The sequence below is a fragment of the Kitasatospora sp. NPDC001683 genome (assembly GCF_053596495.1).
In genome coordinates this window covers 48822-74688 of record NZ_JBSFGK010000031.1, presented here as the reverse complement: position 1 = coordinate 74688, position 25867 = coordinate 48822, and the positions used below count along the sequence as shown (strand labels likewise).

24 protein-coding genes and 1 tRNA gene are annotated in these 25867 nt (G+C 71.2%); 15 read left to right on the top strand and 10 right to left on the bottom strand.

The window, feature by feature from the left end; all coding sequences use genetic code 11:
• Positions 1-109 precede the first annotated feature (109 nt).
• From ACWCYO_RS18890 to ACWCYO_RS18865, 6 genes are all read right to left on the bottom strand, one after another.
• On the bottom strand, positions 110-2500 hold the full coding sequence (locus tag ACWCYO_RS18890) for a terpene synthase family protein (RefSeq protein ID WP_449784832.1): 2391 nt from the start codon (positions 2498-2500) through the stop codon (positions 110-112).
• A 209-nt stretch (positions 2501-2709) separates the two neighbouring features.
• A complete protein-coding gene (locus ACWCYO_RS18885; protein ID WP_449784831.1) occupies positions 2710-3561 on the bottom strand; it encodes a hypothetical protein in 852 nt (283 codons plus the stop codon).
• A gap of 206 nt (positions 3562-3767) precedes the next feature.
• Complete coding sequence (locus ACWCYO_RS18880) at positions 3768-5600, bottom strand: hypothetical protein (RefSeq protein ID WP_449784830.1); 1833 nt, start codon at positions 5598-5600, stop codon at positions 3768-3770.
• Positions 5597-6376, bottom strand: a complete 780-nt coding sequence (locus ACWCYO_RS18875) for a TIR domain-containing protein (RefSeq protein WP_449784829.1) — start codon at positions 6374-6376, stop codon at positions 5597-5599. Before ACWCYO_RS18875 ends, ACWCYO_RS18880 begins: the two co-directional genes overlap by 4 nt.
• A 75-nt stretch (positions 6377-6451) precedes the next feature.
• A complete protein-coding gene (locus ACWCYO_RS18870) occupies positions 6452-7804 on the bottom strand; it encodes a helix-turn-helix domain-containing protein (RefSeq protein WP_449784828.1) in 1353 nt (450 codons plus the stop codon).
• A gap of 254 nt (positions 7805-8058) precedes the next feature.
• Complete coding sequence (locus ACWCYO_RS18865) at positions 8059-8406, bottom strand: DoxX family protein (protein ID WP_270145930.1); 348 nt, start codon at positions 8404-8406, stop codon at positions 8059-8061.
• A 284-nt stretch (positions 8407-8690) separates the two neighbouring features.
• On the opposite strand from ACWCYO_RS18865, the gene ACWCYO_RS18860 reads away from it, so the two are divergent.
• A complete protein-coding gene (locus ACWCYO_RS18860; protein ID WP_270145928.1) occupies positions 8691-9332 on the top strand; it encodes an HhH-GPD-type base excision DNA repair protein in 642 nt (213 codons plus the stop codon).
• Between the two features lie 135 nt (positions 9333-9467).
• On the opposite strand, the gene ACWCYO_RS18855 is transcribed toward ACWCYO_RS18860, so the two are convergent.
• The gene (locus tag ACWCYO_RS18855) at positions 9468-10949 is read right to left on the bottom strand and encodes an MFS transporter (RefSeq protein WP_270151128.1); all 1482 of its coding nucleotides are present in this window, start codon (positions 10947-10949) and stop codon (positions 9468-9470) included.
• 132 nt (positions 10950-11081) lie between these two features.
• Between ACWCYO_RS18855 and ACWCYO_RS18850 the strand changes: the two genes are divergently transcribed.
• Positions 11082-12077: a helix-turn-helix transcriptional regulator gene (locus ACWCYO_RS18850; protein ID WP_449784827.1), complete on the top strand. Its 996-nt coding sequence runs from the start codon at positions 11082-11084 to the stop codon at positions 12075-12077.
• Positions 12078-12088: 11 nt separating this feature from the next.
• Here the strand turns inward: ACWCYO_RS18850 and ACWCYO_RS18845 are convergent, their stop codons facing one another.
• Complete coding sequence (locus tag ACWCYO_RS18845) at positions 12089-12607, bottom strand: YbhB/YbcL family Raf kinase inhibitor-like protein (RefSeq protein ID WP_270145924.1); 519 nt, start codon at positions 12605-12607, stop codon at positions 12089-12091.
• A gap of 83 nt (positions 12608-12690) precedes the next feature.
• Between ACWCYO_RS18845 and ACWCYO_RS18840 the strand changes: the two genes are divergently transcribed.
• The 3 genes from ACWCYO_RS18840 (at position 12691) to ACWCYO_RS18830 (ending at position 14755) form a co-directional block, all read left to right on the top strand.
• Positions 12691-13347, top strand: a complete 657-nt coding sequence (locus ACWCYO_RS18840) for a rhomboid family intramembrane serine protease (RefSeq protein WP_270145922.1) — start codon at positions 12691-12693, stop codon at positions 13345-13347.
• A 178-nt stretch (positions 13348-13525) separates the two neighbouring features.
• Positions 13526-13822, top strand: coding sequence for a type II toxin-antitoxin system VapB family antitoxin (locus tag ACWCYO_RS18835; protein ID WP_014136828.1), 297 nt, complete (start codon positions 13526-13528; stop codon positions 13820-13822).
• Positions 13823-14074: 252 nt separating this feature from the next.
• Positions 14075-14755, top strand: coding sequence for a LytR C-terminal domain-containing protein (locus ACWCYO_RS18830; protein WP_270151126.1), 681 nt, complete (start codon positions 14075-14077; stop codon positions 14753-14755).
• A 61-nt stretch (positions 14756-14816) separates the two neighbouring features.
• Here the strand turns inward: ACWCYO_RS18830 and upp are convergent, their stop codons facing one another.
• Entirely contained in the window at positions 14817-15452 is a 636-nt protein-coding gene (gene upp / locus ACWCYO_RS18825; RefSeq protein ID WP_270145916.1) for a uracil phosphoribosyltransferase, read from the bottom strand.
• Positions 15453-15613: 161 nt separating this feature from the next.
• Here upp and ACWCYO_RS18820 point away from each other — a divergent pair, with 161 nt between their 5' ends.
• The 8 genes from ACWCYO_RS18820 to ACWCYO_RS18785 all read left to right on the top strand — a co-directional run bounded on the left by ACWCYO_RS18820 (position 15614) and on the right by ACWCYO_RS18785 (position 20527).
• The gene (locus ACWCYO_RS18820; RefSeq protein ID WP_270145914.1) at positions 15614-15850 is read left to right on the top strand and encodes a hypothetical protein; all 237 of its coding nucleotides are present in this window, start codon (positions 15614-15616) and stop codon (positions 15848-15850) included.
• A 291-nt stretch (positions 15851-16141) separates the two neighbouring features.
• Positions 16142-16699, top strand: a complete 558-nt coding sequence (locus tag ACWCYO_RS18815) for a tRNA adenosine deaminase-associated protein (protein WP_270145913.1) — start codon at positions 16142-16144, stop codon at positions 16697-16699.
• A gap of 50 nt (positions 16700-16749) precedes the next feature.
• On the top strand, positions 16750-17277 hold the full coding sequence (gene tadA, locus ACWCYO_RS18810; protein ID WP_449784826.1) for a tRNA adenosine(34) deaminase TadA: 528 nt from the start codon (positions 16750-16752) through the stop codon (positions 17275-17277).
• Between the two features lie 69 nt (positions 17278-17346).
• Positions 17347-17433, top strand: a tRNA-Ser gene (locus ACWCYO_RS18805).
• Between the two features lie 447 nt (positions 17434-17880).
• Complete coding sequence (locus ACWCYO_RS18800; protein ID WP_167344920.1) at positions 17881-18045, top strand: hypothetical protein; 165 nt, start codon at positions 17881-17883, stop codon at positions 18043-18045.
• Between the two features lie 12 nt (positions 18046-18057).
• A complete protein-coding gene (locus tag ACWCYO_RS18795) occupies positions 18058-18351 on the top strand; it encodes a Dabb family protein (protein WP_270145907.1) in 294 nt (97 codons plus the stop codon).
• Positions 18352-18630: 279 nt separating this feature from the next.
• On the top strand, positions 18631-19476 hold the full coding sequence (locus ACWCYO_RS18790) for an RNA polymerase sigma factor SigF (RefSeq protein WP_449784825.1): 846 nt from the start codon (positions 18631-18633) through the stop codon (positions 19474-19476).
• A 145-nt stretch (positions 19477-19621) separates the two neighbouring features.
• Positions 19622-20527 carry an RNA polymerase sigma factor SigF gene (locus tag ACWCYO_RS18785; protein WP_270145903.1) on the top strand — a complete coding sequence of 302 codons (906 nt, stop codon included), beginning with the start codon at positions 19622-19624 and terminating at the stop codon, positions 20525-20527.
• Positions 20528-20539: 12 nt separating this feature from the next.
• On the opposite strand, the gene ACWCYO_RS18780 is transcribed toward ACWCYO_RS18785, so the two are convergent.
• A complete protein-coding gene (locus ACWCYO_RS18780) occupies positions 20540-21427 on the bottom strand; it encodes a tyrosine-protein phosphatase (RefSeq protein ID WP_270145901.1) in 888 nt (295 codons plus the stop codon).
• 416 nt (positions 21428-21843) lie between these two features.
• Here ACWCYO_RS18780 and ACWCYO_RS18775 point away from each other — a divergent pair, with 416 nt between their 5' ends.
• Complete coding sequence (locus ACWCYO_RS18775) at positions 21844-24192, top strand: hypothetical protein (protein WP_449784824.1); 2349 nt, start codon at positions 21844-21846, stop codon at positions 24190-24192.
• Between the two features lie 114 nt (positions 24193-24306).
• Positions 24307-25812, top strand: coding sequence for a GT4 family glycosyltransferase PelF (gene pelF, locus ACWCYO_RS18770; protein WP_270145897.1), 1506 nt, complete (start codon positions 24307-24309; stop codon positions 25810-25812).
• Positions 25813-25867: the final 55 nt, after the last annotated feature.

Sequence of the window (25867 nt, the reverse complement as noted above, 5' to 3'; positions counted from 1 at the left end):
GGCCCCCGACCCGCCAGCCTAACCACGCCACGGCGCACCCGCGCGCGGCCCGGCCCGCGCGGGTGCGCCCGTGGTGCGTCCGTGGTGCGTCCGTGGCGAGTAGCCCGTCTCAGTTCGCCGGAACGGCGGCCCCGCGGGACGGCGCGCGCAGCGAGGCGGTGCCCAGCCCGGTCGGCCCGAGCGGCACCGTGCCGGTGACGGGCGCCGCACCCGGCTCGGAGGCCGCCGCGGCCGCCGCGGCCGCAGCCCGCGCCCGGACCGCGCCCGCGAGGTCCCGCTCGGCGCCGAAGTGCCGTTCCAGGTCCTCGGTGCGGTACCGGCGGCAGCCCTCGTGCCAGTTCAGGATGCCCGCGAGCCAGTTCTCCAGCTCCTTCACGTACCCGCCGAGCAGCTCCCGGGCCTCCGTACCGAGCTCGAAGTCCTCGTACATCACCGGGAGTTCGCGCTGCGCGACGTGCCGGAACTGGTCCAGCCGCGAGTGCATCAGGTCATCGACGATCCGCAGCGCCGACGGGTGGTCGCAGTTGAAGAAGTTCTGCACCACCAGCACCACGTTGTGCAGCTCGCCCTCGTACTCGATCTCCTTCTGGTACGAGAAGACGTCGTTCATCATGCACGCGTAGTCCATCGCGGAGTTCTCCAGCGCGCGCATCGAGCCGTGCCGGTACACCTCCGCCGGCACGGTCTTCCCGTGGCCCAGGCGGGCGAGCAGCGTGGTGAGTTCGGAGCCGAAGGTGGAGCGGCGCATCTCCAGGTAGTCGACCGGGTCCGGAACGCGGTTCTGGATCTGGTTGCTCAGCTCCCAGATCCAGCTCGCCGTCATCACCTCGATCGACTCGCGCAGGGTGCGCCGGGCCTCGACCGTCATCGGGCCGGTGGTCCGCTCCCAGATGTCGGCGAGGGAGCGCTCCAGCGCGTTGACCGGCTCCGGCACGGGCTCGCCGTCCAGCGGCATGAACAGCGGCAGCCGCGCGTTGGCGGCCTTGGCACCGGCCAGGTCGCGGGTGCTGCCGAAGGCCCGCGGGTAGTAGTCGTCCGCCCAGGTGCCCCAGGCCAACCAGGCCGAGGCGATGTCGAGTTGGTCGGCGGTGGCGTCGGGGTGGATGCCGGCCGCGCAGAGCGGGAGGTCGTAGTCGCGCATCGACTCGGCGTCCCAGATGCCGGATCCGGGGACTCCCGGGTGATCGGCCAGCAGACCGACCCGCTCGGCCCACTCGATCACCCGCTCCCGCGCACCGTCCAGGTGCGGGCTCAGCGTCAGCGCGAACGGCAGGTCGAACCGCGGCAGTCGGGACGGCCCGACGGCCCGGAACGGCACGTGCCCGTGCGACCGCGCCCGCCGCACGGCCGGCGCCTCCGACGCCCCGCTCCCCTTGCGCAGGATGTCCAGCGCCGAGGTCCCGATCCCGCCGATCGCGTACTGGTCCCACCAGTTGCCGGACCCCGGCAGCCCCGGCAACTCTCCGCCCGACCCCGGCGCCACCCGGCCGCCCGAACCCGCCGCCGCCCCACCGCCGTTCATGTAGCGGCTGGACCGCATGTGCCACTCGTGCCCGCCGGACTGCCAGTCCTGCAGCCCCTTGACGTACGCCATCACCCGGGCGCGGCCCGCCGGGTCGAGCCCGGTCTCCGCGAACAGCACCGGCAGTTCGGTGAACACGGTGTTCTCGAACTGCTGCAGCCGCGAGGTGAGCAGATCGTTGACGGCCTCGGCGGCCTGCTGGGTGGAGCACTCCAGGAACCGCTCCAACACCAGGATGCCGTTGCTCAGTTCACCCTCGTCCTCGACCTCGCGCTGGTACGAGAAGATGTCGTTGCGCAGGTGCACGCCGTCGGAGAAGGCGTCCATCAGCACCCGCAGCGCACGCGAACCGGAGACCTCCTTCGGCACCTCGGCCCCGGCCGCGAACTCGACCAGCTGCGCGGACCACGGCGCCCCGCCGACCTTCCGGCGCATCTCGATGTACTCGACCGGGTTGGCGATCCGCCCGGCGTCGATGTTGGCGAGCTCCCACAGCGACTCGTTGAGCAGGTTGCGGGTGCTCTGGGCGAACCGGATCCGCCAGTCCTCCCCCATCACCGGCACGGTCCGCCGCCACAGGTCGGCCAGACCCGCCTCGACCGGGTTCTCCGGCTCCGGCACCGGGGTCGCCGGGTCGGCGGGCATGAACAGCGGCAACCGGTCGAGGTGCGCCTTGCCGGCCTTGCGGTCGTTGGTGCGCTTGTACATGTCGAGGAAGTGGTCGTCGAAGAAGAAGACCCAGACGTACCAGTCGGTGACCAGCGACAGCGCCTCGGCGGAGGCGTCGGGGTGGGTGTAGGCGCAGAGCAGGCCGTAGTCGTGGGCGTCCAGGTCGGCCTGTTCCCAGATCCCCGATCCCTCCAGCATCCCCATCTCCCGGGCCCAGCCCGAGGAGTGGGCCCGCGCCTCGTCCAGGTGCGGATTGAGTCGCGCCGGGTGCGGCACGTAGAAGGACGGCAGTTCGAACGGCTGGGTCACGGGGGGCGAGCCTTTCTGGACGCGTCGATTGGACCAAGGATGACCCCCCGTCAGCCCGCCGCACCGCCACAACAAGAACAGTCATATGAAATGACCCAGCTGCTCGAACCCCCGCTCGGGCCCCGGCCCACCCCGAACCGACCCTACGGCCCCCCCAACCACCCACCCAGCCGAGCGCACCCCCACCCACTACCGGTCGGTGGCCCCTCCTAATCCTCCGGCCCGGGCGAAGTCCGGTTCGCCGCCGAACCGTTCACGGATCCGTTGAGCTTCGTGAACCGCACCCCCGGGCCGCCGGCGGAGTCCTGATCGACATCCTGATCCAGAAAGCTCTTCCGGATCAGCCCGGCGTCGTCCGGCCGACCAGCAGCAGTGGTGGCGTCCGCCACCCGGTGGACGTAGGCCTGCCCCTCCGGAGACTCCTTCCGCAACCGCATGTCGTTCAGCATCTGGTTCAACGGCCCGACCACCGGTGGCCCCGCAGTTGGCCCGGCCGGGCCCTCGTCGTCCGGAAAAGCCCCCGGCACCAGGTGTTCGTACAACTCGCTGACGGCCTCGTTGTTGGCCGCCGCCGAGAGCTGCGCGAGCGGACCGATCAGATCGACGGCGTCCTGGATCCGGTCGTCATGGCGAGCCAGCCACCACACCACGGCGTCGCCGGGCGACTTCAGCACATCACCACCGAGGTACGCCCGCTTGCTCTGCTCGTACCGGCGCTCGTGCTCCCACACCTCTTCGGTCTTGCGCACCTCGGACAGCTTCCCCAGCCGGTGCCGGTCGTCCTCCGAAAGCCTGAGCTCGACCCGCCCACCCATCGCCTCCACCAGCCCCGAGAGGTCCTGGCTCTGCGCGCCGAGCACACCGTTCAGGCGGTGCTGCACCAGGTCCAGCCGCCCCGGCACCTCCTGCTCGGTCACCTCGCGCGCCCGGGCCAGCACCGTCTCGACCGCGAGACCGGCCGGATCGGCGTGCACCAGCCCGGTCGCGTTCCGGACCGGCCGCCACCACACGGTCGCCGAAAAGAGAAAGTCGTAGTCCGGTACCAGGCTCGGCAGCGCCACCCCGACCACCCGGGTCTTCTCCCACGGCGGCTCGTCGGGCTCCATCCTCGGCGTACGCGCCGTCGCCAGCAGGACGGCCAGCACCACGACCACCACCGCCGGCACCATCCACAACCACACCGGCCAGTGGGCCGACACCCCGAGCACGACGGTCATCAGCCCCGCCGCAAGGGCCAACCCCACAAGCGGGATCTTCCCCATGCCCTTCACAGCCCGCTCCCCCCGCTCGCCCCGACCAACGGTTCGATCCCCTGCGCGCGGTCGATCTTCCAGCAGAAGCGCGCCGCCACCTCGGCCCGGCTCAACTGCCCCGGAGCGTCATCCGACTGGGCCGCCCAGGCGCGTGCCCGCACGTAGAGACGGCTGAGCATGCCGATCCCACCGCCGGAGGCCTCAATGAGGATCCCCAGCAATCGCTCACCCCCGTCCCGTTCCCGGCGGGCCGCCGACAGCCACGCTTCGACCAACTCCCGGAAGATCCCGGAGTCCGGCAGCCACGGCGGCCTCCGCTCCATGCCCTCGCGGACCCGGTCCAGCAGTCTCAAGTACAACTGCTCGTTTCTGCCGACCAGTTCCAGCAAGGCATCCCGGGCATACCGAGGTTCCTTCTCGGACTCCCGCCGCGCGAGCTGATGCAGGCGGACAAGCGCCTGTTCCGGATGGTTCGGGGCCATGACGTCGACACAGATCCGCGCCAGAGCCTGTACCAGGTTGGTGTGCAACTGCGGCGTCGTCGACCACTCGTAGATCTTCCTCCGGAAGGCGGAACCCCCGGTCTCGCTCATCAGCCCCTGCTCCAGAACCCGCATAACCTCGGGCAACAGCCGGGTCTCCTTCGCCCACGACTCCACCAATCCGGTCAACACCTGGACGTCACCGGCTTTCAGCGTCTGCTCCGCGAACCGGTCGACCAATCGCCGCCGGTCAGACACATCCAGCCCCGCCGTCGCACCGACGGCATCGGCGACCCACTCTGCGAACGCCCCACGCAGGTCCGGGTAGTACAGCCAGAAGTGGGCGCGGACAGCATCCGCGTACGCCAGTGCGCGGAAGTGAACGCGGTCCTCCTCCACCTCCACCCGCAGCTCGTTCAGCCGTTGGTTCAGGTCAGCGCGGTCGAGGCGTGGCCGTTCGTCCTTCGGATGACCGACCTTTCTCAACAGCCGGTCCGCGAACCGGAACACCGAGTCCGCAGGGGCTCCGTCCAGCATCGCTGCCGTGAACAGCAATGCCCGCTGGCGCCCATCCTTGAGATCAGCGATCTGCTGGGCCACCTCCTGGCCACGCTTCCGGAGAGCAGCGACGGCCTTCGCGATCCACACACCGGAGTCACCGCCCGCAGAGCGCGCCTCGATCACCAACTCGGATAGCCGCTGCAGGTCCCGCATGGGGGCGCCATCCAGTAGCTTGCCGAGCTCCGACCGAGGTCGCACCGAAAAAGACACCTCGCCCAGGTGCTTGGCGAGCACCCGGTCACCGGCCGGACGCCCTATCCGCACCATCAGCTGGCGAAAGTCCTGGTGCAGGTGGTGCTCGTGCTCGCGGGGCAGGACCACGGCAAGACGACCCCGGCAAGACTCGACCTTGTCCCAGTAGGACTGCATCAGGACCCATGCCTTGACGAGCTGTTGCTCAGACGTGTTGGACAGGTCCAGTAGGATCCGCTCGCCCGGTGCGAGTGCGCCCGCTTCGTCCGGCTTCTCGTCGGGCGCAACCTCACGGAAAGGATCGTGCCGCCTTCCCGCTTTGTGGAGCAGCACGACAGCCGCAGTACGGCGTCCACTGCCATCGGCACCCGAGATCAGGACGGCCGTGCCGGGTTCCTCCAACCTGGCGACTGCCGTCCCGTACCCGGGTGGGGCTACGAAGCGCTCGCTCAGCCACCGACGCCGCTCAACGGCCACCCGAAGCGGATCTGCGCCATCCCGGATCAACCGATCCGAGGCGTAGTAGTAGTGGTAGTTGTTCTGGGTCCCACTGCCCGTGTGCGTCTGCCCCTGGGCGTTGCCGATCCGGGTCCCGCCCCCGGCGTCGCTCACCGTCGCCGTCCCCCGCGGTCGCCCCGACCGCCGAAGTCGTTGTTCACCGTGCCGCGTTCGACGTAGTTGCTGCCGTCACCGTGGAATTCCACCCAGCCGTGCCGGATGGTGTTGTTCTGGGTGCCGCTCCCGGTGTGCACCGGCCCGCTGGCGCTGTTGATGAACGTTCCGACGTCCCGCCCCACGTTGCCGATGCCCCCGCTCTGGTCGTGCCGGTAGTCGCGGGCCTGTACCACGCTGCCGTTCACCCGGTCGATCTCGTTGTGGCTCTCCACACCGCGCTCCTTCGTCATCTGCCGTTCGGCCTCGGCCAGTTGGGGCAGCGCCTCGGCGAGATCATCGCCCAGCCCCCGCAGGCCCGACTCCGCGTCGCGGTTGTCGAAGCGGCGGTACTGGCAGTCGGCCAGCTCGGCGATCTCGGCCGGTAGGTCGTGCCGGTCGAGCCGCGTCGCACGACCGACGAGCACGGGAATGACCAGCGCGCCGGTCCCGAAGGCCTCGACGATCTCGCGCCGGGTCCAGTCCTCCGGGTCGTCGAGTGCGCGCCGCCCGTCCGCGGTCCGGGCGTCCGACCAGCGTGGACCGATGACGGCGACCAGCGCCCCGGAGCGGCGGACGGCGGTCAGCAGTGCCTGGGGGAAGCGCCCGCCGGCCTTGATGGACTTACTGGCGCGGAACACCCGTTCGGTGCCGAAGCGCCGTGAGAACTCGCGTTCGATCAGGGTGGCGGTGCTGTCCTCGTCATTGGTTCGGTAGTTGACGAAGATGTCGGGCATGACGGATCACCTCTCTGGTGAGTGAGGGGTACGGATACGGACGGCGGCCGGGGACGGGTCGGCCTTCGGATGCGACTAGGGGTGCAGCGCCCTGGCGAGCATGGGCTGGAGGTCCTGCACGGGGCGGCCGGCCCGGAAGCGGTGCAGTTCTCGGGCGAGCCGCCGGACGTCGGAGCGGATGGTGGCCGAGTGCAACGCCGGAACGATCGGCAGGAGTTCCGCCGCGAGTTCGCAGGCGTGTTCCGGTTCGCCCGCGCCCGCGTGGGCGAGCGCGCGCCGGAGACCGTACCGGGCGCGGCTGCGGACGGCGTGCGCCGGGATCTTCGGGTACTCGCGGTCGAGGACCTCGGCGGCCTCACCAGGACGGCCGAGGTCGTGGAGGCACCAGCCGGTGACGACGGCCGCCGGGTCGGCCAGGCTGGTGGTGCCGAGGACCGGTCCGCTTCCTTCCTCCGCTTCGGCCCGGGCCAACAGTTCCCGGGCCCGATCGAGGCTGCGCAGACACGCGTCGCGGTCCCCGGCGAGGGCGTGGCCCTGAGCCTCGCGCTGGGCGGCGAGGCCGCGGATCCGTGGCGGCAGCTCTCCTCCCTGGGCGGATTCCACCAGTTGTACGGTCTGGGTGGCGTCGCCCGCGTAGAAGGTGACCAGGGCGCGCCTGACCAGCGCGTACGAGGCCAGGTCGTGATCACCTGCGGCCTGGGCGAGCTCGACGGCCCGGGCGGTCCACCACAGCGCCGAGGGGTCGTCGCTGGCCTCCTGGGCCATCCAGCCCGCGTATTCCGCGTATCTGGCGGCGAGCAGCAGCAGTCGACCGCGGTTCTTCGCGTCCGCCTGCACGGCGAGTTCGCGAAGGGTGTGGGTCTGGACGGTGAGCAGCGGAAGGAGCACGCCGGGATCGCTGGTCTGGCCGAGCTGCCGCATCTGGTCGAACTGGGCCCGGAAGACCTCGACCGGGGTGGACTCCACCACGGCTGCCGGAAGGGTCGGGGGGACCGCCGAGAACGCAGCCGGTGCCGGGCCGACGGAGAGCCCGCCCCCGAGCAGGGAAGTGGCTCCGGCCGCGAGCAGCTGTCGCCGCCCGATCCCGCCGGACCAGCGGACGCCTTCGCGGTCGACCCTGACCAGTGGCTCCTCATCCCCCTTGCCGTCGCGGTCCGCCGGGGTTCCGGGTCCTGCGGCGGTACCGCGTCGCCGTCGCGGCTCGGGCGGCTCGATCAGCCGCTCCAGCTCGCCCCTGGCCAGGAGCTGGGCGTCGCAGCGACGGGCGAGCTCGGGCGGTGGCGCCTTCTGTCCCCGTTCGATCTTGCTGAGGTGACCCTTGCTGTAGCTGAGCATTTCCGCGAGACGGGTGAGGGTGAGCCCGGCGGCGATCCGCCGTCTGCGGAGTTCCGGGCCGAACTCGTCGGACGGCCTTCCGGACGCGATCATGCCAACCCCCGCTCTGGATCCAACCGCCCATGCGTCTGTTGCATCGTGGGCCGGAAGCGGTCACCCCTCGCTTCCGCCTGAATATTGGCATGCGACCGAGCCGGTCAAACGGGGTTCGACGGGTTTCCCGTTTCCTCTTTCCCGCTCGAATATCCATGCGAACAAAACGAGTTGGCGACTTGTCGATGCGCTCGGACGAACAGCCGCAGGGGCGGCCCACCCGTCGGTGGTCCACCCCTGCGGTGGGGAGCCGGTCAGGCCGCGAGGCCGAGGGCCAGGGAGGCGACGGCCGGGGCCAGGTAGATCAGGGGGAAGGGGATGTGGGCGTAGGCACGGGCGCGGGCGACGGTGATCACCGCGCCGAGGAAGTAGAGGATGATGCCGACCGCGGCCGCGTAGCCGATGGCCGGGACGGCGAGACCGACCAGCAGGCCGAGGGCGCCGGCGGCCTTGGCGACGCCGAGCCAGGTCCACCAGGCGCGCGGGACGCCGTACTCGGCGAGGGGCCCCACGACGTACTCGGCCTTGGCGAAGACGGAGTACGCCGAGAAGCCGACCATGAGGGCGCCGAGGACGGTGACGACGATGTGGGCGACGGACATTGGAGTGCTCCCCATTCGGTGACTGGTCGATCCGAGTCGGTCGGATCCGGTCGGACACAGCACTGACCCGGAGCACGCCGCCGATGTGACAGCCGCGGACAAAAATGTTTCCGTACTACTGCCGTGAAATGCTCAACAACCGCTCCGCCAACGAACAAAGCAGGTCTGACAAGGGCTGGAAACACCAAGACTTCCTCAGATACGGGCGTGTTGACCGCGTCCGTCCACGCCGCGTCCTCCAGACTGGGCGCCGACCGACGTCAACTCCGAGGAGGCCAAACCTCATGAACGTCACCGTCCGGCTCGCCCAGCAGCCCGAGGCCGACGAACTGCTCGGACGGAGTGCGCTCGCCGCGCTCGTCGGCATGCTGCTGGACCAACAGGTGCCGATGGAATGGGCGTTCACCGGCCCGCTGACCATCGCCCAACGGCTCGGCCGGGACGACCTCGACGCCCACGAGATCGCCACCTACAGCCCGGAGGAGTTCGTCGCCCTGCTCTCCGCGAAGCCGGCCGTCCACCGCTACCCGGCCGCGATGGCGAAACGGGTGCAGCAGCTGTGCCAGTTCCTCGTCGCGCAGTACGACGGCGACGCCGCCGCGCTGTGGAAGGACGCCCGCACCGGCAAGGAGCTGCTCAGCCGCCTCAACGCCCTTCCCGGCTTCGGCAAGCAGAAGTCGCAGATCTTCCTGGCCCTGCTCGGCAAGCAGTTCGGGGTCCGGCCCGAGGGCTGGCGCGAGGCGGCCGGCGCGTACGGCGAGGAGGGCGCCCACCGCTCGGTCGCCGACATCACCGGCCCCGAATCCCTCACCCTGGTACGTGAGTTCAAGCAGGAGATGAAGCGCGCGGCGAAGGAGGCCAAGGCCGCCGCCAAGCCCCGCACCACCACCCGGTCCGCCACCGCGACCGCCACCGCAGCCCGTTGAACCCACGCGAAGTGCCGTCCGCGGCTCTCCGTCCCCGCGTGCGTCGAGGGCCCCGGCCGCGCAGCGCGACCGAGGTCCTCGACCGAACCGGAGCTCCGAACCGGAGCCCCGAACCGAAGCCCCGAACCGGACCCGTCACACCAGGGCGGACTCGCGCTCCTCCGGAGCAGCGGCCGCCGGGTCCCCGACCGCCGCCCCCCGCTTGCGCGGCAGCGCGAACATCAGCAGGAACACCGCCAGCAGCACCCCCGCGACCCACCACATCGCGTGCACGAACGCCCCGCTGAAGGCCGTCCCCAGCACCTCCGGCGCGACCACGTCGTCCATCGCCCCGAAGAAGGCCACCGACACCAGCCCGAGCCCGAGCGCGTTGCCGACCTGCTGCACGGTGTTGATCAGCCCCGAGGCCGACCCGGCGTGCCGGCGCGGCACCTCGGACAGGATCGCGTCGGTGATCGGCGCGACGATCAACCCCATCCCGAGGCCCATCACCACCAGCGGCAGCGCCATCTGCCAGGGCGCGATGCCGGTCCCGTACCGGTGCGCCTCCGCGATGTAGACGAGCACGCCCACCGCCATGATCAGCGCGCCGGCCTGGAGCACCTTGCGTCCGAACCGCGGTACCAGCTTCTGCACCGACAGCCCGGCCGCCGTGGAGACCGCGAGCGAGAACGGGATGCCGGTGGCGCCCGCCTTGAGCGGGCTCCAGCCGAGCCCGACCTGCATGTAGAGCGTCCAGACCAGGAAGAAGATGCCGAGCGCGACGCCGAAGGCCAGCTGGACGCAGATCCCGGCCGCGAAGCTCTTCACACGGAACAGCGACAGTTCGACCAGCGGCGAGCCGTCCCGCCGCGCCTTGGCCTTCTCGTACACCACGAAGAGCACGAACACCGGCAGGCTGCCGACCATCGACAGGTAGCCCCAGAGCGGCCAGCCGGCCTCCCGGCCGTGGGTCAGCGGGTAGATCAGCATCAGCAGGCCGAGGCTGGCCAGCGCCACGCCGACCAGGTCCAGCTTGAGCGCGTGCTCGGCCCTGGACTCGTCGATGAAGCGGCGCCCGAGCAGCAGCCCGGCGATGCCGACGGGCAGGTTGATCAGGAAGATCGGCCGCCACTCGAGGCCCAGCAGGTCCCACTCGGTGAGCAGCGCGCCGATCATCGGACCGGACACCGCGCCCAGCCCGACCACCGCTCCGAACATCCCGAACACCTTGCCGCGCTCCTCCGCCGGGAAGGTCGCGTGGATGATCGACAGCACCTGCGGCACCATCAGGGCCGCCGTCCCGCCCTGCAGGATCCGCATGGCGACCAGCATCTCCGGGCCGGAGGCCAGCCCGCACAGCGCGGAGGCCAGCGTGAAGCCGCCGATGCCGATCAGGAACAGCCGCTTGCGGCCGTGGATGTCGCCGAGCCGCCCGCCGGTGATCAGCCCGATCGCGAAGGCCAGCGCGTAGCCGCCGGTGACCCACTGGATGGCGCTGAAGGAGGCGCCGGTGTCCTGCTGGATGCTCGGGATGGCGATGTTGACGATGGTGACGTCCACCAGGTCCATGAAGGAGGCGACCATCACGATCGCCAGCGCGATCCACCTCCGCCGGTCGGCTCCCGCCGTACTCATTGCGTTCTCCTCGTTCGTCCGCTGCTTCACGTCCGGAACGGTACGGACCATGTAGGTCAGGTCCTGTCCCAGTTCGTCGGGCATGCTGGACGGCATGAGCGAGCACGGCGAGCGAACCATCGGGAGGCGCGCATGAGCGACACCCCCGCCCGGCTGCTGAACCTGCTGTCGCTGCTGCAGACCCCGCGCGAGTGGCCCGGCAGCGAACTGGCCGAGCGGCTCGGCGTCAGCCCCCGCACCATCCGCCGGGACATCGACCGGCTGCGCGACCTCGGCTACCCGGTGCAGGCCACCATGGGCGCGGTCGGCGGCTACCGGCTGGTCGCGGGCACGGCGATGCCACCGCTGCTGCTGGACGACGAGGAGGCGGTGGCCATCGCGGTCGGCCTGCGGGCGGCCGCCGGACACGCCGTGGTCGGCATCGAGGAGGCCTCGGTACGGGCGCTCGGCAAGCTGCTCCAGGTGCTGCCGAGCCGGCTGCGGCACCGGGTGGGGACCCTGAACACGGCGACCGTGCCGCTGCTCACCGGGGACGGCCCGACCGTCGACCCGGAGGCCCTGACCCTGCTCGCCGGCGCCGTCACCAAGCACGAGCGCCTGCGCTTCGCCTACCGGGCCCGCGACGGGGCCAAGACCCGGCGCAACGTCGAGCCCGAGCGGCTGGTCTCGACCGGCCGTCGCTGGTACCTGATCGGCTACGACCTGGACCGGGAGGACTGGCGGCTGTTCCGGGTCGACCGGATCACCGAGCCGTTCGCCACCGGCGCCCGCTTCACCCCGCGCCCGCTCCCGGCCGAGGACGCCGCCGTGTTCGTGGCGAGCCGGCTGCGCCGCCGGTCACCCACGCACACCATGGTGGCCACCGTCCACCGCCCCGCCGCCGAGGTCGACGGCTGGATGCCCTGGACCGGGGACTACGAGATCGAACCGATCGACGACCACAGCTGCCTGCTGCGCTCCCGGGCGGACTCCCTGAAGTGGCTGGCGTCCGGGCTGCTGATGCTGGACTGCGACTTCGATGTGCACGAGCCCCCGGAACTGCGCGAGCACCTGCGCACGATCGCGGCCAGGGCCGACCACGCGGCGAACCGGAGGGAGTCAGGGTCCGGCCGTCCGACCGGACCCTGACAGCGGAAACCTCAGACCCCGTACTCCGCCGTCAGCAGCGCCCGCCCCAGGGTGTGGAAGGTGATGTGGAAGCCGACCTGGGCCGGCGGGGTGTCGGCGGTGACGTCCAGCTTCTCCACGTCCAGCGCGTGCACCGCGAACACGTACCGGTGCGGGGCGCCGGGCGGCGGGGCGGCGCCGTCGTACTTGTTGCCCGGGAAGTCGTTGCGCCCGTGGAAGGAGGCCGCGCCCGGCAGGTCGTCGTCCGAGGAGCCGGCGCCGCGCGGCAGTCCGGCGGTGTCGGCGGGCAGGTTGAGGGCCAGCCAGTGCCACCAGCCGGAGCCGGTCGGCGCGTCCGGGTCGTAGCAGGTGACGGCGATGCTCCGGGTGCCCTCCGGCAGCCCCGACCAGGCCAGCTGCGGCGAGAGGTTGCCGCCGCCGTGGATGAACTCCCGGCCCAGCGTGCCGCCTTCGGTGATGTCCCGGCTGGTCAGCTCGAAGGACGGCACCTGCGGCAGGAACTCGTACGGCAGCGGCGGACGAACACTCATGGGGTGCACCTCTCACGGTCGGAATGACACGGATCACTGTAATGCGGTGCACGTCCGATCCGGCCGCCCCTAGAGTCGACGTCATGGCCTCGAAACTCGCCCGGTTGCTCTCGGACTCCCGCCGCGCCCTGCTCACCATGCTCGGGATCCAGGCCGTCATCTGGTCCGTGCAGGTGGTGAACTGGCTGGACGACTACGACCTGTCCAAGGAGTTCGGCCTGCGTCCGGAGCGGGTGGACGACCTGCCCGAGATGTTCACCATGCCGTTCCTGCACTTCAGTTGGGACCACATCGTGGCCAACTCCTGGCCGCTGTTCGTGCTCGGCTTCCTGGCCGCCTACCGGGGCATGCGGAAGTTCCTGCTGGCCAGTCTGGTGATCACGGTGTCCGGCGGGCTCACGGTCTGGCTGCTGGAGAGCCCGAACACCGTGACGGCCGGAGCGAGCGGCATGGTCTACGGCTACCTCGGCTACGTGGTGCTGCGCGGGGTCCTGGACCGCAACGTGCTGGACGCGGTCGTCGGCATCGGCGTCGCCGCGGTCTACTGGACGATCCTGATCGGGGTGCTGCCGGTCGTCCACGGGGTCAGTTGGCTGGGCCACCTCGGCGGGCTGATCGGCGGACTGGCCGCCGCCGTCCTGCTCCGCAACCAGGCGAAGCCGAAGCCCGTCCCCGTCGCCACCGATCCGAACAGCCCCAACGCCGCCCTGCTCAAGGAGCTCGACGACCTGGGCCTCTGACGCCGACCTGCTCCAGCAGCACCGCACCGAGGTCGAGGGCGGGCCCGGTGAAGGCGTACGCGATGTTCACGACATTTCCCATCAAACAGCCGCAAACGCCCACCCGCAGCTCACACCCGTGCGCGTGGCGCCCCCGCGGCTGCTGCGCCATCCGCCGTCCGAACGGTAGGCTTTCCGTGTGATCTTCAAGCGCATCGGCAATGGGCGGCCGTACCCGGATCACGGCCGGACGAGTACCCGCCAGTGGGCTGACGTCGCCCCGCGTCCGGTGCGGCTCGACCAGCTGGTGACCACCAAGGGCCAACTCGACCTGGAAACCCTGTTGGCCGAGGACTCGACCTTCTACGGGGACCTCTTCGCCCACGTGGTGAAGTGGCGCGGCGACCTCTACCTGGAGGACGGGCTGCACCGGGCCGTACGGGCCGCGCTGCAGCAGCGCCAGGTGCTGCACGCCCGTGTCCTCGAGATGGACTGACGGCCGCACGGCGACCTCCCCGGACCGCCCCCTCGCCACCAGGCGGAGGGCGGTCCGGGCGTACCCGGGTACCTCCTTTCGGGTACCGAGGTACTCCAGATGATGATCGTTTAGTACCTTCCCAGCTGTCCGGCACTACGCTGCTGACTACGGCCGCGACCAGGGGATCCGCCCGCACCCGGGGGTCGCCTCCACCCGGCCGATCCGTCATCCCGACCCCGCCCTGGCACGAGGGGGAGACAAACCGTGAGCATGTTGACTCCCCAAGGCCTCAAGGGGAAGCAGTACCGCATCACCGGCAACGCCTACCCGCGGCTGGGCCGGCCCCCGAAGAAGAGTCGCAAGGTGATCGCCGCGCTCGCGGCCCTGCTCGCCCTGGCCCTGATCGGCCTCGGCGGCGTGCAGCTGTACGACATCTTCCGCGGCAAGGACCGGAACGCCTCCGCGCAGGCCTGCGCCGACCCGTCCGGCAAGCCGCTGGCCGCCCCGACGGCGGGCGCCACGCCCGGCAGCCCCGCGGCCTCCGGCGCCCCCGCCGCCGTGGTGGACCCGCACGCCGTCCCCGCGCCCACGGCCGTCACGGTGAACGTCTACAACGCCACCACCAAGTCCGGCCTGGCCGGGCGGACCGCCGACGAGCTCAAGAAGCGCGGCTTCGTCATCGGCAAGGTCGGCAACGCGCCCGCCGAGCTGGACAAGAAGGTGCCCGGCACCGCCCAGGTGATCGCCGGCCCGAGCGGCGCCGCCGCCGGCACCCTGGTGAGCTCCCAGATCGCCGGGGCCACCGTCACCGCCGACGCCCGCACCGACGCCAGCGTGGACTTCGTGATCGGCGACAGCTACAACGCCCTGCTGGACGAGACCCAGGCGGCCGCCGCCCTCGCCCTGGCCATCAAGCCCTCCCCCACCCCGAGCACCACCGGCACCTGTTGACCGCACGACAGCAGGAGAGCCCCCGGCACTGCCGGGGGCTCTCGGACGTTCGGAAAGGGGCTCAGCCGGCCGTGCCGTACAGCCGGTCGCCCGCGTCGCCCAGGCCGGGGACGATGTAGCCGTTCTCGTTCAGTCGCTCGTCCAGGGCGGCGGTGACCACGGTGACCGGCAGGCCGGCCAGCTCGCGCTGCATCACCTCGACGCCCTCCGGCGCGGCCAGCAGCACCACGGCGGTGACGTCGGTGGCGCCGCGCTCGATCAGCATCCTGATCGCGGCGACCAGGGTGCCGCCGGTGGCCAGCATCGGGTCGAGCACGTAGACCTGGCGGCCGGAGAGGTCGTCCGGCATCCGGGTGGCGTACGTGGAGGCCTCCAGGGTCTCCTCGTTGCGCACCATGCCGAGGAAGCCCACCTCGGCGGTCGGCAGCAGGCGGGTCATCCCGTCCAGCATGCCGAGGCCGGCCCGCAGGATCGGTACGACCAGCGGTCGCGGGTAGCTGAGCCGGGTGCCGAGCGTGACCGCCACGGGCGTGGTGATCTCCACCTCGTCGGTGCGGACGTCCCGGGTGGCCTCGTAGGCGAGGAGGGTCACCAGCTCGTCGGTCAGGCGACGGAAGGTCGGCGAGTCGGTGCGCTCGTCGCGCAGGGTGGAGAGCTTGTGGGCGACCAGGGGGTGGTCGACGACGTGGAGACGCATGCATCGAGGTTAGCCCGGTCCTGGACGCCTGTACGACACGCCGTGCCAGGCCGCCCACCGGCCGCGTCACCTTTCCGTGACACGCCGTGACGCACGGCGAATGTCCGGACCGGACCGTTTCCTGTGGTATCAACCCGGCCGTTCTGGGAATGTCACGTCTTATGACGAGCAACCCGAACGCCGGGGACGGCTCGGCGGACGATTCCGCCGGCGGGGCGGCCCTGCGCGCCGGCCCGCCGCAGGACCCCCCGGAGACCGAGTCGGAGCGCCGCAAGCGGCGGGCCGTCTTCCTGCGAGAGCTCGCCGAGGCCCGCGAGCTGAGGGAGCGGGTCCAGCCCCGGCGGACCAGGGAACGGCGGATGCGCGAAGCGATGCGGATGCGAACCTTCCGCATCTGACCCGGCCCGACCCGGTTCCCCCACCCCTCCGATCCCAGCCCGATCCGACCCGCCGTCACCCGGACAGACGTTCGGAGCAAAATTCGACCGGCTTCGGACGGCCCCGGCCCGACTCCGCTGTCCGCCGTCCGGCCCTTCCGACACGACCTGCAAAGACGCGCTGCGGAACACCCCCCGCAAGGGCGGGCTTTCTGTCACGATTCCGATGGGACGGTCCGAACAGGCGGACCGCCTCTGGCGCGGGGGCGGCCAGATTTTCGCGTCGCCCGAGCGCGCCGACAGCCGAGACCGATGATCTTGGGAGTGTCCCTGGTGGCGTACTTCGCTGCAGTGCTTGCTCGCACCGAGGACGGGTGGGATGTGAGCGAGACGGAGCTCGACGACGTCGAAACCCTGGCCGATCTGGCCGACCTGGCCCGCGGCTCCGCGCAGGACGACGACAGCGTCCTGATCTTCATCGAACAGGAGGACTCCTGGTTCGCCATCGTCCGGGTGGACGGCGAGGACGACCCGCGGATCTTCGTGTCGGACGGCGCCGCCGCCGCCCGCAGCTCCTACGGCTCCGTCCTCACCGACGAACTGGTCGACCAGGCCGGCGAGAGCGAGTTCGGCGACCTGGACCACCTCCTGGACGAGGAGGCGGAGGCCGAGGAGCAGGACGACGAGGACGCGGACGCCCGCGGCGGCGTCCCGGTCGGCCCGCTCGGCGACGCCCACCTGCTCACCGAGTTCGGCCTGGCCGCCGACGAGCTGCTCGCCCTCAGCGGCGAGGGCGCGGTGCCGGGCGACGCCCTGGAGGAGATCGCCGAGGCCCTGGGCTGCGGCGAGGTCCTGGAGGCGGTCCGGTAACGGCACCGGCCGGGCCGGTGTCCATCACCGGATGCCCGACACTGGATGCCATGCAGCCCGCATCCACCCCGCTGACCGTCCCGCACGTCCCCCCGCTGCCCGCCCCCGTCCGCCCCGACCCGGTCCGCGACCGCTGGGCGGCGCCGATGCGCCTCGCCATCGCCGAGGCCGCCCTGGCGCCGGCCACCGGGGACGTCCCGGTCGGGGCGCTCGTCCTGGGCCCGGACGGCGAGGTGCTCGGGCGCGGCCACAACGAGCGCGAGGCGGTCGGCGACCCGACCGCGCACGCCGAGGTGGTCGCGATCCGGCAGGCCGCGGAGAACCTCGGGGCGTGGCGGCTCAGCGGCTGCACCTTGGTGGTCACCCTGGAGCCCTGCACGATGTGCGCCGGCGCCATCGTGCTGTCCCGGATCGACCGGGTGGTCTACGGCGCCCTCGACGAGAAGGCCGGCGCGGCCGGCTCGCTCTTCGACGTGATGCGCGACCGTCGGCTCAACCACCGGCCCGAGGTGATCTGGGGCGTCCTCGCCGAGGAGTGCGGCGAGCAGCTGCGCGCCTTCTTCGACACCCACCGCTGACCCCGCCCGGGAGCGGGCCCGCGGATACGGATTTCGTGACCGCGCCACCCGTCCGGTAGAGTTCCCCTCGGTAGCGTGTCCGAGCGGCCAAAGGAGCACGCCTCGAAAGCGTGTGTGGGGGCAACTCCACCGTGGGTTCGAATCCCACCGCTACCGCTGGAAAGCCCGAGGGCCCGTCCGATCCGGACGGGCCCTCGGCGTTTCCGCGCACCCTCGGACGCGGAAAGGGCTCCGCGCTCCGGGGCGATGATGACCACCACGGCCCAGCTCGTACGGAGCCTGGAGGGGGAGCGGCTCGGGGGGCTGACCGCTCCCCCGGCGGAGTCCCACAACCGGTGCCGCGGCGGGGGAAGTCGCGACGACCGGTCCCACAGCGGGGTCTCCGGATCCACGTGCCGGGGATTCCTGCCGGATCCGCGGCACGTCATCCATCCTGCCGCCCGGGCCGCGGCGGGGCACCCGGAGAAAGGCCCCACCCGCGAGGACCTTCGTCCCGCCGGGCGAACGCGTCGCACACTTGATAGCCCGTCCGGTGGATAAGCTGCCTGCAGGGCCGCTCGGGGACCCGGATGACGGCGGCCCACCGCAGGGAGGAAGGTCACGATGGCGCAGGCGAAGAAGATCGGCATGGTCCTCCTGCTCATCTTCGTGCTCTACTCGATCATCACCTCACCGGCCCGGTCAGCCGAACTCGTCCAGCTGGGCTTCGAGGGCATCTCGAACGCGGCCAAGGCGGTCGGCACCTTCATGACCGGTCTGATCAAGTAAGGAGCGGCAATCGTGATCCGCCACCTGGTCCTGTTCAAGCTCAACGAGGGCGTCGCCAAGGACGACCAGCGCGTGCTCGCCGGCGTCAAGGCGTTCGCCGAGCTCGGCCCGCTGATCCCCGAGCTGCGCGAGTGGGAGTGCGGCTGGAACATCACCGAGCGGGACATCGCGTACGACTACGCGATCAACAGCCTGGTCGAGGACCGGGAGTCCCTCCAGTCGTACCTGACCCACCCCGCGCACCAGGCCGCCGCCGGCCAGTGGCGCGAGTTCGCGACCTGGGTGATCGCCGACCTCGAGGTCTGACCCGTCGCGCCCCCGGCGGCCGTCCCCCGGACGGACCGCGCCCGCCCCGTCCGGCTCCCGGGCGGGGCGTCTTGGTCCGCCCGGGAACGACCCTTGCGGCGCCTCGCCGACGGGTGCCGCGAAGGCCCGGAGCCCCACCAACACACCTCCATCGGGTGCTTGCCCGACCTGCGCCCGCCTTGTGATGCTATGACCGGTTTTGACGGACATGGCGAGGTGCGAACCAGCCGCGACACCCGATCCGCAGGGCCCGCCGTTGTCGACTTTGGGAGGGGTGACGTGTCCGTGGACGAGGTGCTGGCTGCGATCATCAGCCCGGCCGGCGAGCTCCGCCCGGACCGGCTGCGCGCCCCCGGCGGCCGGCCCGCCGTGGACGTCCGGACGCTCACCCGGGTGCTGTTCGAGCGGCTCGCCGAGCTGCCCCCCGACGCCCCCGAGCGGGAGCGGGTCCGGGCCGCCCTGATCGAGGTGAACATCCCGCTGGTCCGCTACGCGGCCACCCGCTTCCGCAGCCGCAGCGAGCCGATGGAGGACGTCGTCCAGGTCGGCACCATCGGCCTGATCAACGCGATCGACCGCTTCGACCCGACCCGGGGCGTCCAGTTCCCCACCTACGCGCTGCCGACCATCCTGGGCGAGATCAAGCGCTACTTCCGGGACAACGTCCGCACCATGCACGTCCCGCGCCGGCTCCAGGAGCTGTGGGTCCAGGTCAGCGGCGCCATGGAGGAGCTGACGGTGCTGCACGGGCGGGCCCCCAAGGTGCCCGAGATCGCCGCCAGCCTGCGGATCCCCGAGGAGGACGTCCGGGCCTGCCTGGACGCCGGGCGGGCCTACAACGCGGCCTCCCTGGAGGCCGCCCAGGAGCACGAGGGCGGGCTCGCCCTGCTGGACCGGCTCGGCTACGAGGACGCCGCGCTGGCCGAGGTCGAGCACCGCGACATGGTCCGCCACCTGCTGGTCCAACTCCCCGAGCGGGAGCGGCGGATCGTGATGCTGCGGTTCTTCGCCAACCTCACCCAGTCGCAGATCAGCACCGAGCTGGGGATGTCCCAGATGCACGTCTCCCGGCTGCTCTCGCGGATCCTGACGAGGCTTCGGACCGGCAACTCCTGGGAAGAGTGAGATTGCAGCGCGTTACCCTGGCGTGACATCTCGCGACGTTCGGGTTTGCCGTCGGCCGCGTTCCGGTATGGAGGGGGTTGGGCCCCAGTCGGGAACCTCCGTGCGACGGCCCCCGTTCAACTGACAGTCACGAGGGGGTGGGCGCATGTCCGGAGAGCTGGGCACTGCGGAGATCCACGCTGGTCAGGCCAAGGGTACGGCGGTCGCCGAGGACCGGATCCCGCTCCAGCGGGTCGGATCGAGCGGCGCTCCCGGCCCCGGGACGCCCACCGAGGCACCGCCCGGCTCCGGGCTGGACACCCGGACGCTCTCCCGCTCGCTGTTCCTGCGGCTGGCCGCGCTGGAGCCCGGCAGTGCGGAGCACACCTACGTCCGCGACACCCTGATCGAGCTCAACCTGCCGCTGGTCCGGTACGCCTCCGCGCGCTTCCGCAGCCGCAACGAGCCGATGGAGGACATCGTCCAGGTCGGCACCATCGGCCTGATCAAGGCGATCGACCGGTTCGACCCGGAGCGCGGGGTGGAGTTCCCCACCTTCGCCATGCCGACCGTGGTCGGCGAGATCAAGCGCTTCTTCCGGGACACCAGCTGGTCGGTCCGGGTGCCGCGCCGGCTCCAGGAGCTGCGGCTGGCGCTCACCAAGGCCGGGGACGAACTGTCCCAGCGGCTGGACCGCTCCCCCACCGTCGCCGAGCTGGCCGCCTGCCTCGGGGTCAGCGAGGAGGACGTGGTCGAGGGCCTCGCGGTGGGCAACGCGTACACCGCCAGCTCGCTCGACTCCAGTCCCGGCGAGGAGGACAGCGAAGGGCCGCTGGCCGAGCGGCTCGGCTACGAGGACCTCGCGCTGGAGGGCGTGGAGTACCGGGAGTCGCTCAAGCCGCTGCTGGCCAAGCTGCCGCCGCGCGAGCGCCGGATCATCATGCTGCGGTTCTTCGGCAACCTGACCCAGTCGCAGATCGGCGAGGAGATCGGGATCTCCCAGATGCACGTCTCCCGGCTGCTCACCCGGACGCTGACCCAGCTCCGTGAGGGGCTGATCAGCGAGGGCTGACCGCCGCCGGGCTCAAACCGCCTCGCCGTCGAGGAGGTTGGCGCGCAGCCCGGCCAGCACGTCCTCGTCCAGCCCGAGCCCCTCCCGCCAGAACGCGTCGAAGCCGCTCCAGCCGGCCTCGACCTCCGCGAAGGCCGCGTCCAGGTAGCCGCGGTCGGCCCGGAAGACCGGCAGGAGGAGCTCGGGCTCGCGCATCAGGCCGCGGCTGCCGAAGTCGCCCAGCACCCGCTCGACCACCGGGGCGGAGCGCTCGTTGGTGAGCAGGTAGTCGGCCAGCACGGTCTCCCGGTCCACGCCCAGGGCGGTCAGCACCAGCGCCGCCGCCCAGCCGGTGCGGTCCTTGCCGGCCGAGCAGTGGAACAGCAGCGGCACGCCGTCCGGGTCGGCGAGCAGCCGCAGCAGGGCGGCGAAGCGCTCACGGGCCACCGGGTCGGTGACGAACCAGCGGTAGAGGCCGGTCATCATGGCGGCCGCCCGGCCGTCGCCGAGCAGGGTGCGCTGCTTGCGCGGGCTACGGTCGGCGAGGGCGCTGCGCAGCGTCAGGTGGATGTCGAAGTCCGTTGCCAGCAACGGGAGGTGGTGGGTGGCGACGCCGTCCGGCAGCCGGTCCGGACCGGCCTCGCGGATCTCGTCTGAGCTGCGCAGGTCGACCACCGCGCGCAGGCCGAGCGCGCCCAGCGGGTCGAGGTCCTCGGCGGTGACGTGGTTCAGGCCGTCACTGCGCAGGACCACGCCACCGCGCACCAACCGCCCTCCGGCGGTCCGGTAGCCGCCCAGATCCCGGGCGTTGACCGCGCCGCGCAGGCCGAGGCTGCGCCCGACCAGGACCACCCGGACCGGCTCCGGGAGCGCATTCCGTACGTCCGCGATTCGCTCGGACGCGATCTGACGATCGGCCACCCGCGAGCCTCCATTGCATATTCGGACTGTCACATGGCACAGCGGTGCCCGATATTGCATGAACCTGCCCATTGGAGCGGCAAGATGTGCAAGAGTGTCAGGCGCAACGACGACAGTGTAGGTGCCCCACCGGATGCGCGTGAGCCGCACAGTCGGTAACCAGCCGTAGCAGTCGGCTTCCGGTTTTTCATTTTCAATTCATTATTTGCGCGGGCGGTCCGGTTACCGTCACAATCAGCGCCTCCATGGCTTCGCCATGAACGTTGGTAACAGGTTTGCTGCACTCTCGCCCAATTGGTCCCTCGCACCGTCGACCCTCGACCAGGATGGGCGCCGGGCAGCCTGCTGCCCGCGAACAGCTACACGGGCAGGCGAGCGCCGAGGAGCGCGGGGCCTGTCCAAGGGGAGGATCAGACATGGGTCGAGCGACCCGAAGAGTCGCCGCTTGCGCAGCGGCAGTCCTGCTGGCCAGCGGCCTGCAGATCACCCTGGCCCACGGCGACACCACGCCGCCCAGGATCGACCTCACCATCCTGGTCATCGACGACGGGGGACCGTCCGTCGCGGCGATCACCGCCGAACTGAAGAGCCAGGGCACGCCGTACAAGGTCGTCACCCTCAATGACCCCAACCGCCCCGTCATCGACGCCGCTTTCCTGAGCGACACGGTGAACGGGCTTCCCCGGGGCAAGTACCAGGGCATCGTGCTGCCCAACGAAAACCCCTTCTCCAACGCCGCCGAGATGACGGCGATCGCCACGTACGAAGCCGCTTTCAACGTCCGGCAGATCGACGCGTACACCTGGGCCAGCCCGGCCGTGGGTCTGAACTACGCCGCGAATCCCGGATTCACCGGAACCCTCGACGGATTCCAGGCGGCCACCACGGCGGCCGGGACTTCCGGTCCGTTCGGGTACCTCAAGGGCAGCGTCCCGTTCGAGGACAACGACCCCAAGGTCCCCGAGAGCTACGGCTACCTGGCGACCCCGCTCGCCAACCTGCCGTCCGGCGCCTCCTTCGTCCCACTGGTCGACGCCGCGATCCCCAACACGACCAGCCGCGGCTCGCTGGTCGGTGAGTACACCCACGACGGCCGCAAGGAACTGGTCGTCACCTTCGTCTACAACCAGTACCAGCAGCAGTACCGGCTGCTGGCCCGCGGCATGGTCGACTGGATCACCCAGGGCGTCCACCTCGGCTACGACCGGAACTACTTCGCCACCCACATCGACGACGTCTTCCTGGCCGACGACCGCTGGTCGACGACGCTCAAGTGCACCCCCGGCGACGTCACCTGCCCGCCCGGCACCCCGGACACCGGCACCCCGATCCGGATGACCCAGGCCGACGCGCAGTACGCCAAGCAGTGGGAGACCACCAACAACTTCACCCTCGACATGCTGTTCAACGGCAACGGCAGCGAGGACTGGAAGGCCGACCACCAGGCCACGGTGGACCCGACCGCCAGCCAGATGATCGCCGACCAGAGCAGCTACCGCTGGGTCAACCACACCTACAGCCACCCGTACCTGGGCTGCGTGCAGGACGTCAGCGTGGTGCCGTGGAAGTGCACCAAGGACGCCTCGGGCAACACCGTCTGGGTCGACCAGAACACCATCTCCACCCAGATCAAGCAGAACTTCGACTGGGCCGCCACCAACGGCCTCAAGGTCGACCCGCAGGTGCTCGTCACCGGCGAGCACTCCGGTCTGCTCACCGCCCCGCAGGAGACCAGCGACAACCCGAACCTGGCGCCGGCGCTGGCCGCCAACGGCATCAGGTTCACCGGCAGCGACGCCTCCCGCGAGCCCGCCCAGCGGGCCGTCGGCTCGTCCACGCTGACCGTGCCGCGGTACCCGATGAACGTCTTCTACAACGCCGGCACGGCGCAGGAGGAGGCCGACGAGTACAACTGGATCTACACCAGCAAGGCCAACGGCGGCAGCGGCGTCTGCGAGAACAACCCCAGTTCCACCTGCCTGCCCCAGCCGCTGGACACCACCACCGGCTACCAGTCGTACATCGTGCCGCTGGAGGCCCGGATCGACCTCGGCCACGTGCTGAACAACGACCCGCGGCCGCACTTCATCCACCAGTCGAACCTCTCCGAGGACCGGATCGCGTACCCGGTGCTGGAGAAGATCCTCGGCACCTACCGCTCGCTGCACGCCGACAACACCCCGATCGTGAACCTCGGCGAGCGTGAGATCGGCCAGGAGTTCCAGAAGCGCGCGGCGTGGAACAACGCCCTCGCCTCCGGACAGGTCACCGCGTACCGGATCGGCAACACCGTCACCGTCAGCGCGCCGGCCGGTGTTCAGATCCAGGCCACCATGCCGACCGGAACTGCTCAGAAGATGGCCATCGGTACGGCCGCCTTCGGTTCGGCCTACGCCGGTACGCTCTCGGGCTGGGTGTCCCCGGGCGCCCTGCAGAGCAGTGTCACCCTGCAGCTCCCGTCCAGCAGCGCGCCGGCCGCCCCGGCCGCCGTCGCGCCGAACGTCGCGGCCAAGTCCGTCCCGGCACCGGCGCCGACGGACAAGAAGGTCGTGCCGCAGGGCGTCGCCACCCCGGTCCCGGCCGGTCCGGGTGACACCACCCGCAAGCCCGCCGCCAAGTCCCTCGTGCCCGGCAGCGGAACCCCGGTGCCCGGCAAGGACATCGCCCAGGGCAACGGTGCCCGGGCCCAGGGCACCCCGGCCGGCAAGGCCCCCGGGGGGACGGCCTCGCACGGCAGCACCACCGGGCGCTCCGGCAACCGGTAACCCGTAACACCCCTTGGCGGGGTCGGACCGGGCGACCGGTCCGACCCCGCCACGGCTCCCGCTCCGGCCACCCAGGCCGGACAGACGACGCAAGAACAGGAGGGGGGACAGGAGATGCGCGTCACCCTGCTCACCGAGGGGACGTACCCGCACCAGCACGGCGGTGTGAGCGTCTGGTGCGACCAGCTCGTCCAGGGCATGCCGGACGTCGACTTCGACATCATCGCCGTCACCGGAACCGGCCACGAACCACTGGCCTGGGAGCTGCCCGCCAACGTGCGGTCGGTCACCACCGCACCGCTGTGGGGCCCGGCCTCGGAGGGCCGGCCACCGCGCGGCAAGGAGATGCGGCGATTCCTCAACGCGTACGAGCGCTTCCTGCACTCCGTCCTCGACCCCGTCTACACCACCCACTTCGGCACCGAGCTGTACGGCTTCGCCGACCTCGCCCGGCGCGGGCTGCTCAGCCCGGCGCTGCGCAGCGAGCGCGCCCTGCGCACCCTCCAGCACGTGTGGACCCGCGACTACCTGCCCACCGCCGTCTCCCGGCCCACCCTGCACGACGCGCTGAACGCCACCGACCTGCTGGAGCACGCGCTGCGGCCGCTCTCGGTCAACCCGCCCACCGACGGCGTCGCCCACGCGGCCAGCGGCGGCCTCGCCACCCTGCCCGGGCTGATCGCCGCCCAGCAGTACGGCGTACCGTTCCTGCTCACCGAGCACGGCATCTACCTGCGCGAGCGCTACCTCGGCTACCGCACCGGCCCGTACCGCTGGCCGGTCAAGGCGCTGCTGCTGGGCTTCTACCGGATGCTCGCCGAGGAGAGCTACCGGCAGGCCGCGCTGGTCACCCCCGGCAACCGGTACAACCGGCGCTGGGAGGAGCGCGGCGGCACCCCCTCCACCCACATCCGCACCGTCTACAACGGCGTGGACCCGGCCGCCTTCCCGCCCGCCGGACCGGAGCCCGGGACGCCGACCCTCAGCTGGGCCGGCCGGGTCGACCCGATCAAGGACCTGGAGACGCTGATCCGGGCCTTCGCCATCGTCCACCGCGAGATCCCCGAGGCGCGGCTGCGGCTCTTCGGGGGCACCCCCAAGGGCGGCGAGGCGTACCGGGACGGCTGCATAGCCCTGGCCGCCGAGCTCGGCGTGGCCGACTCGGTGGCCTTCGAGGGCCGCGTCGCCGACATCACCGACGCGTACGCGGCGGGCAACGTGGTGATGCTCTCCAGCATCAGCGAGGGCTTCCCGTTCACCCTGATCGAGGCCATGTCCTGCGGCCGCGCGACCGTCTCGACCGACGTCGGCGGGGTGCGCGAGGCGGTCGGCGACACCGGACTGGTCGTCCCGCCGCGCGAGCCCGAGCCGATGGCGGCCGCCGCGATCGAGCTGCTGCGCGACCCCGCCCGGCGCGCCCGGCTCGGCGAGGGGGCCCGGCTGCGGGTCATCGAGCAGTTCACGCTCCGCCAGAACATCGACGGCTTCCGGGGCATCTACACCGAGCTCCTGGGCACCTCCCGCTGGATGCCCGGCGGGATGGTCGCCGTCACCGACGCGGCACCCGACCCGGACTGGGAGCCCCGGCTGACCGTCGCGCGCAGCGAGGTGGGCGCGTGAACGAGCGAAGCGAGCGAACCATCAACAGGTGCGCGTCCCGCTCAGCGGCCGCCGA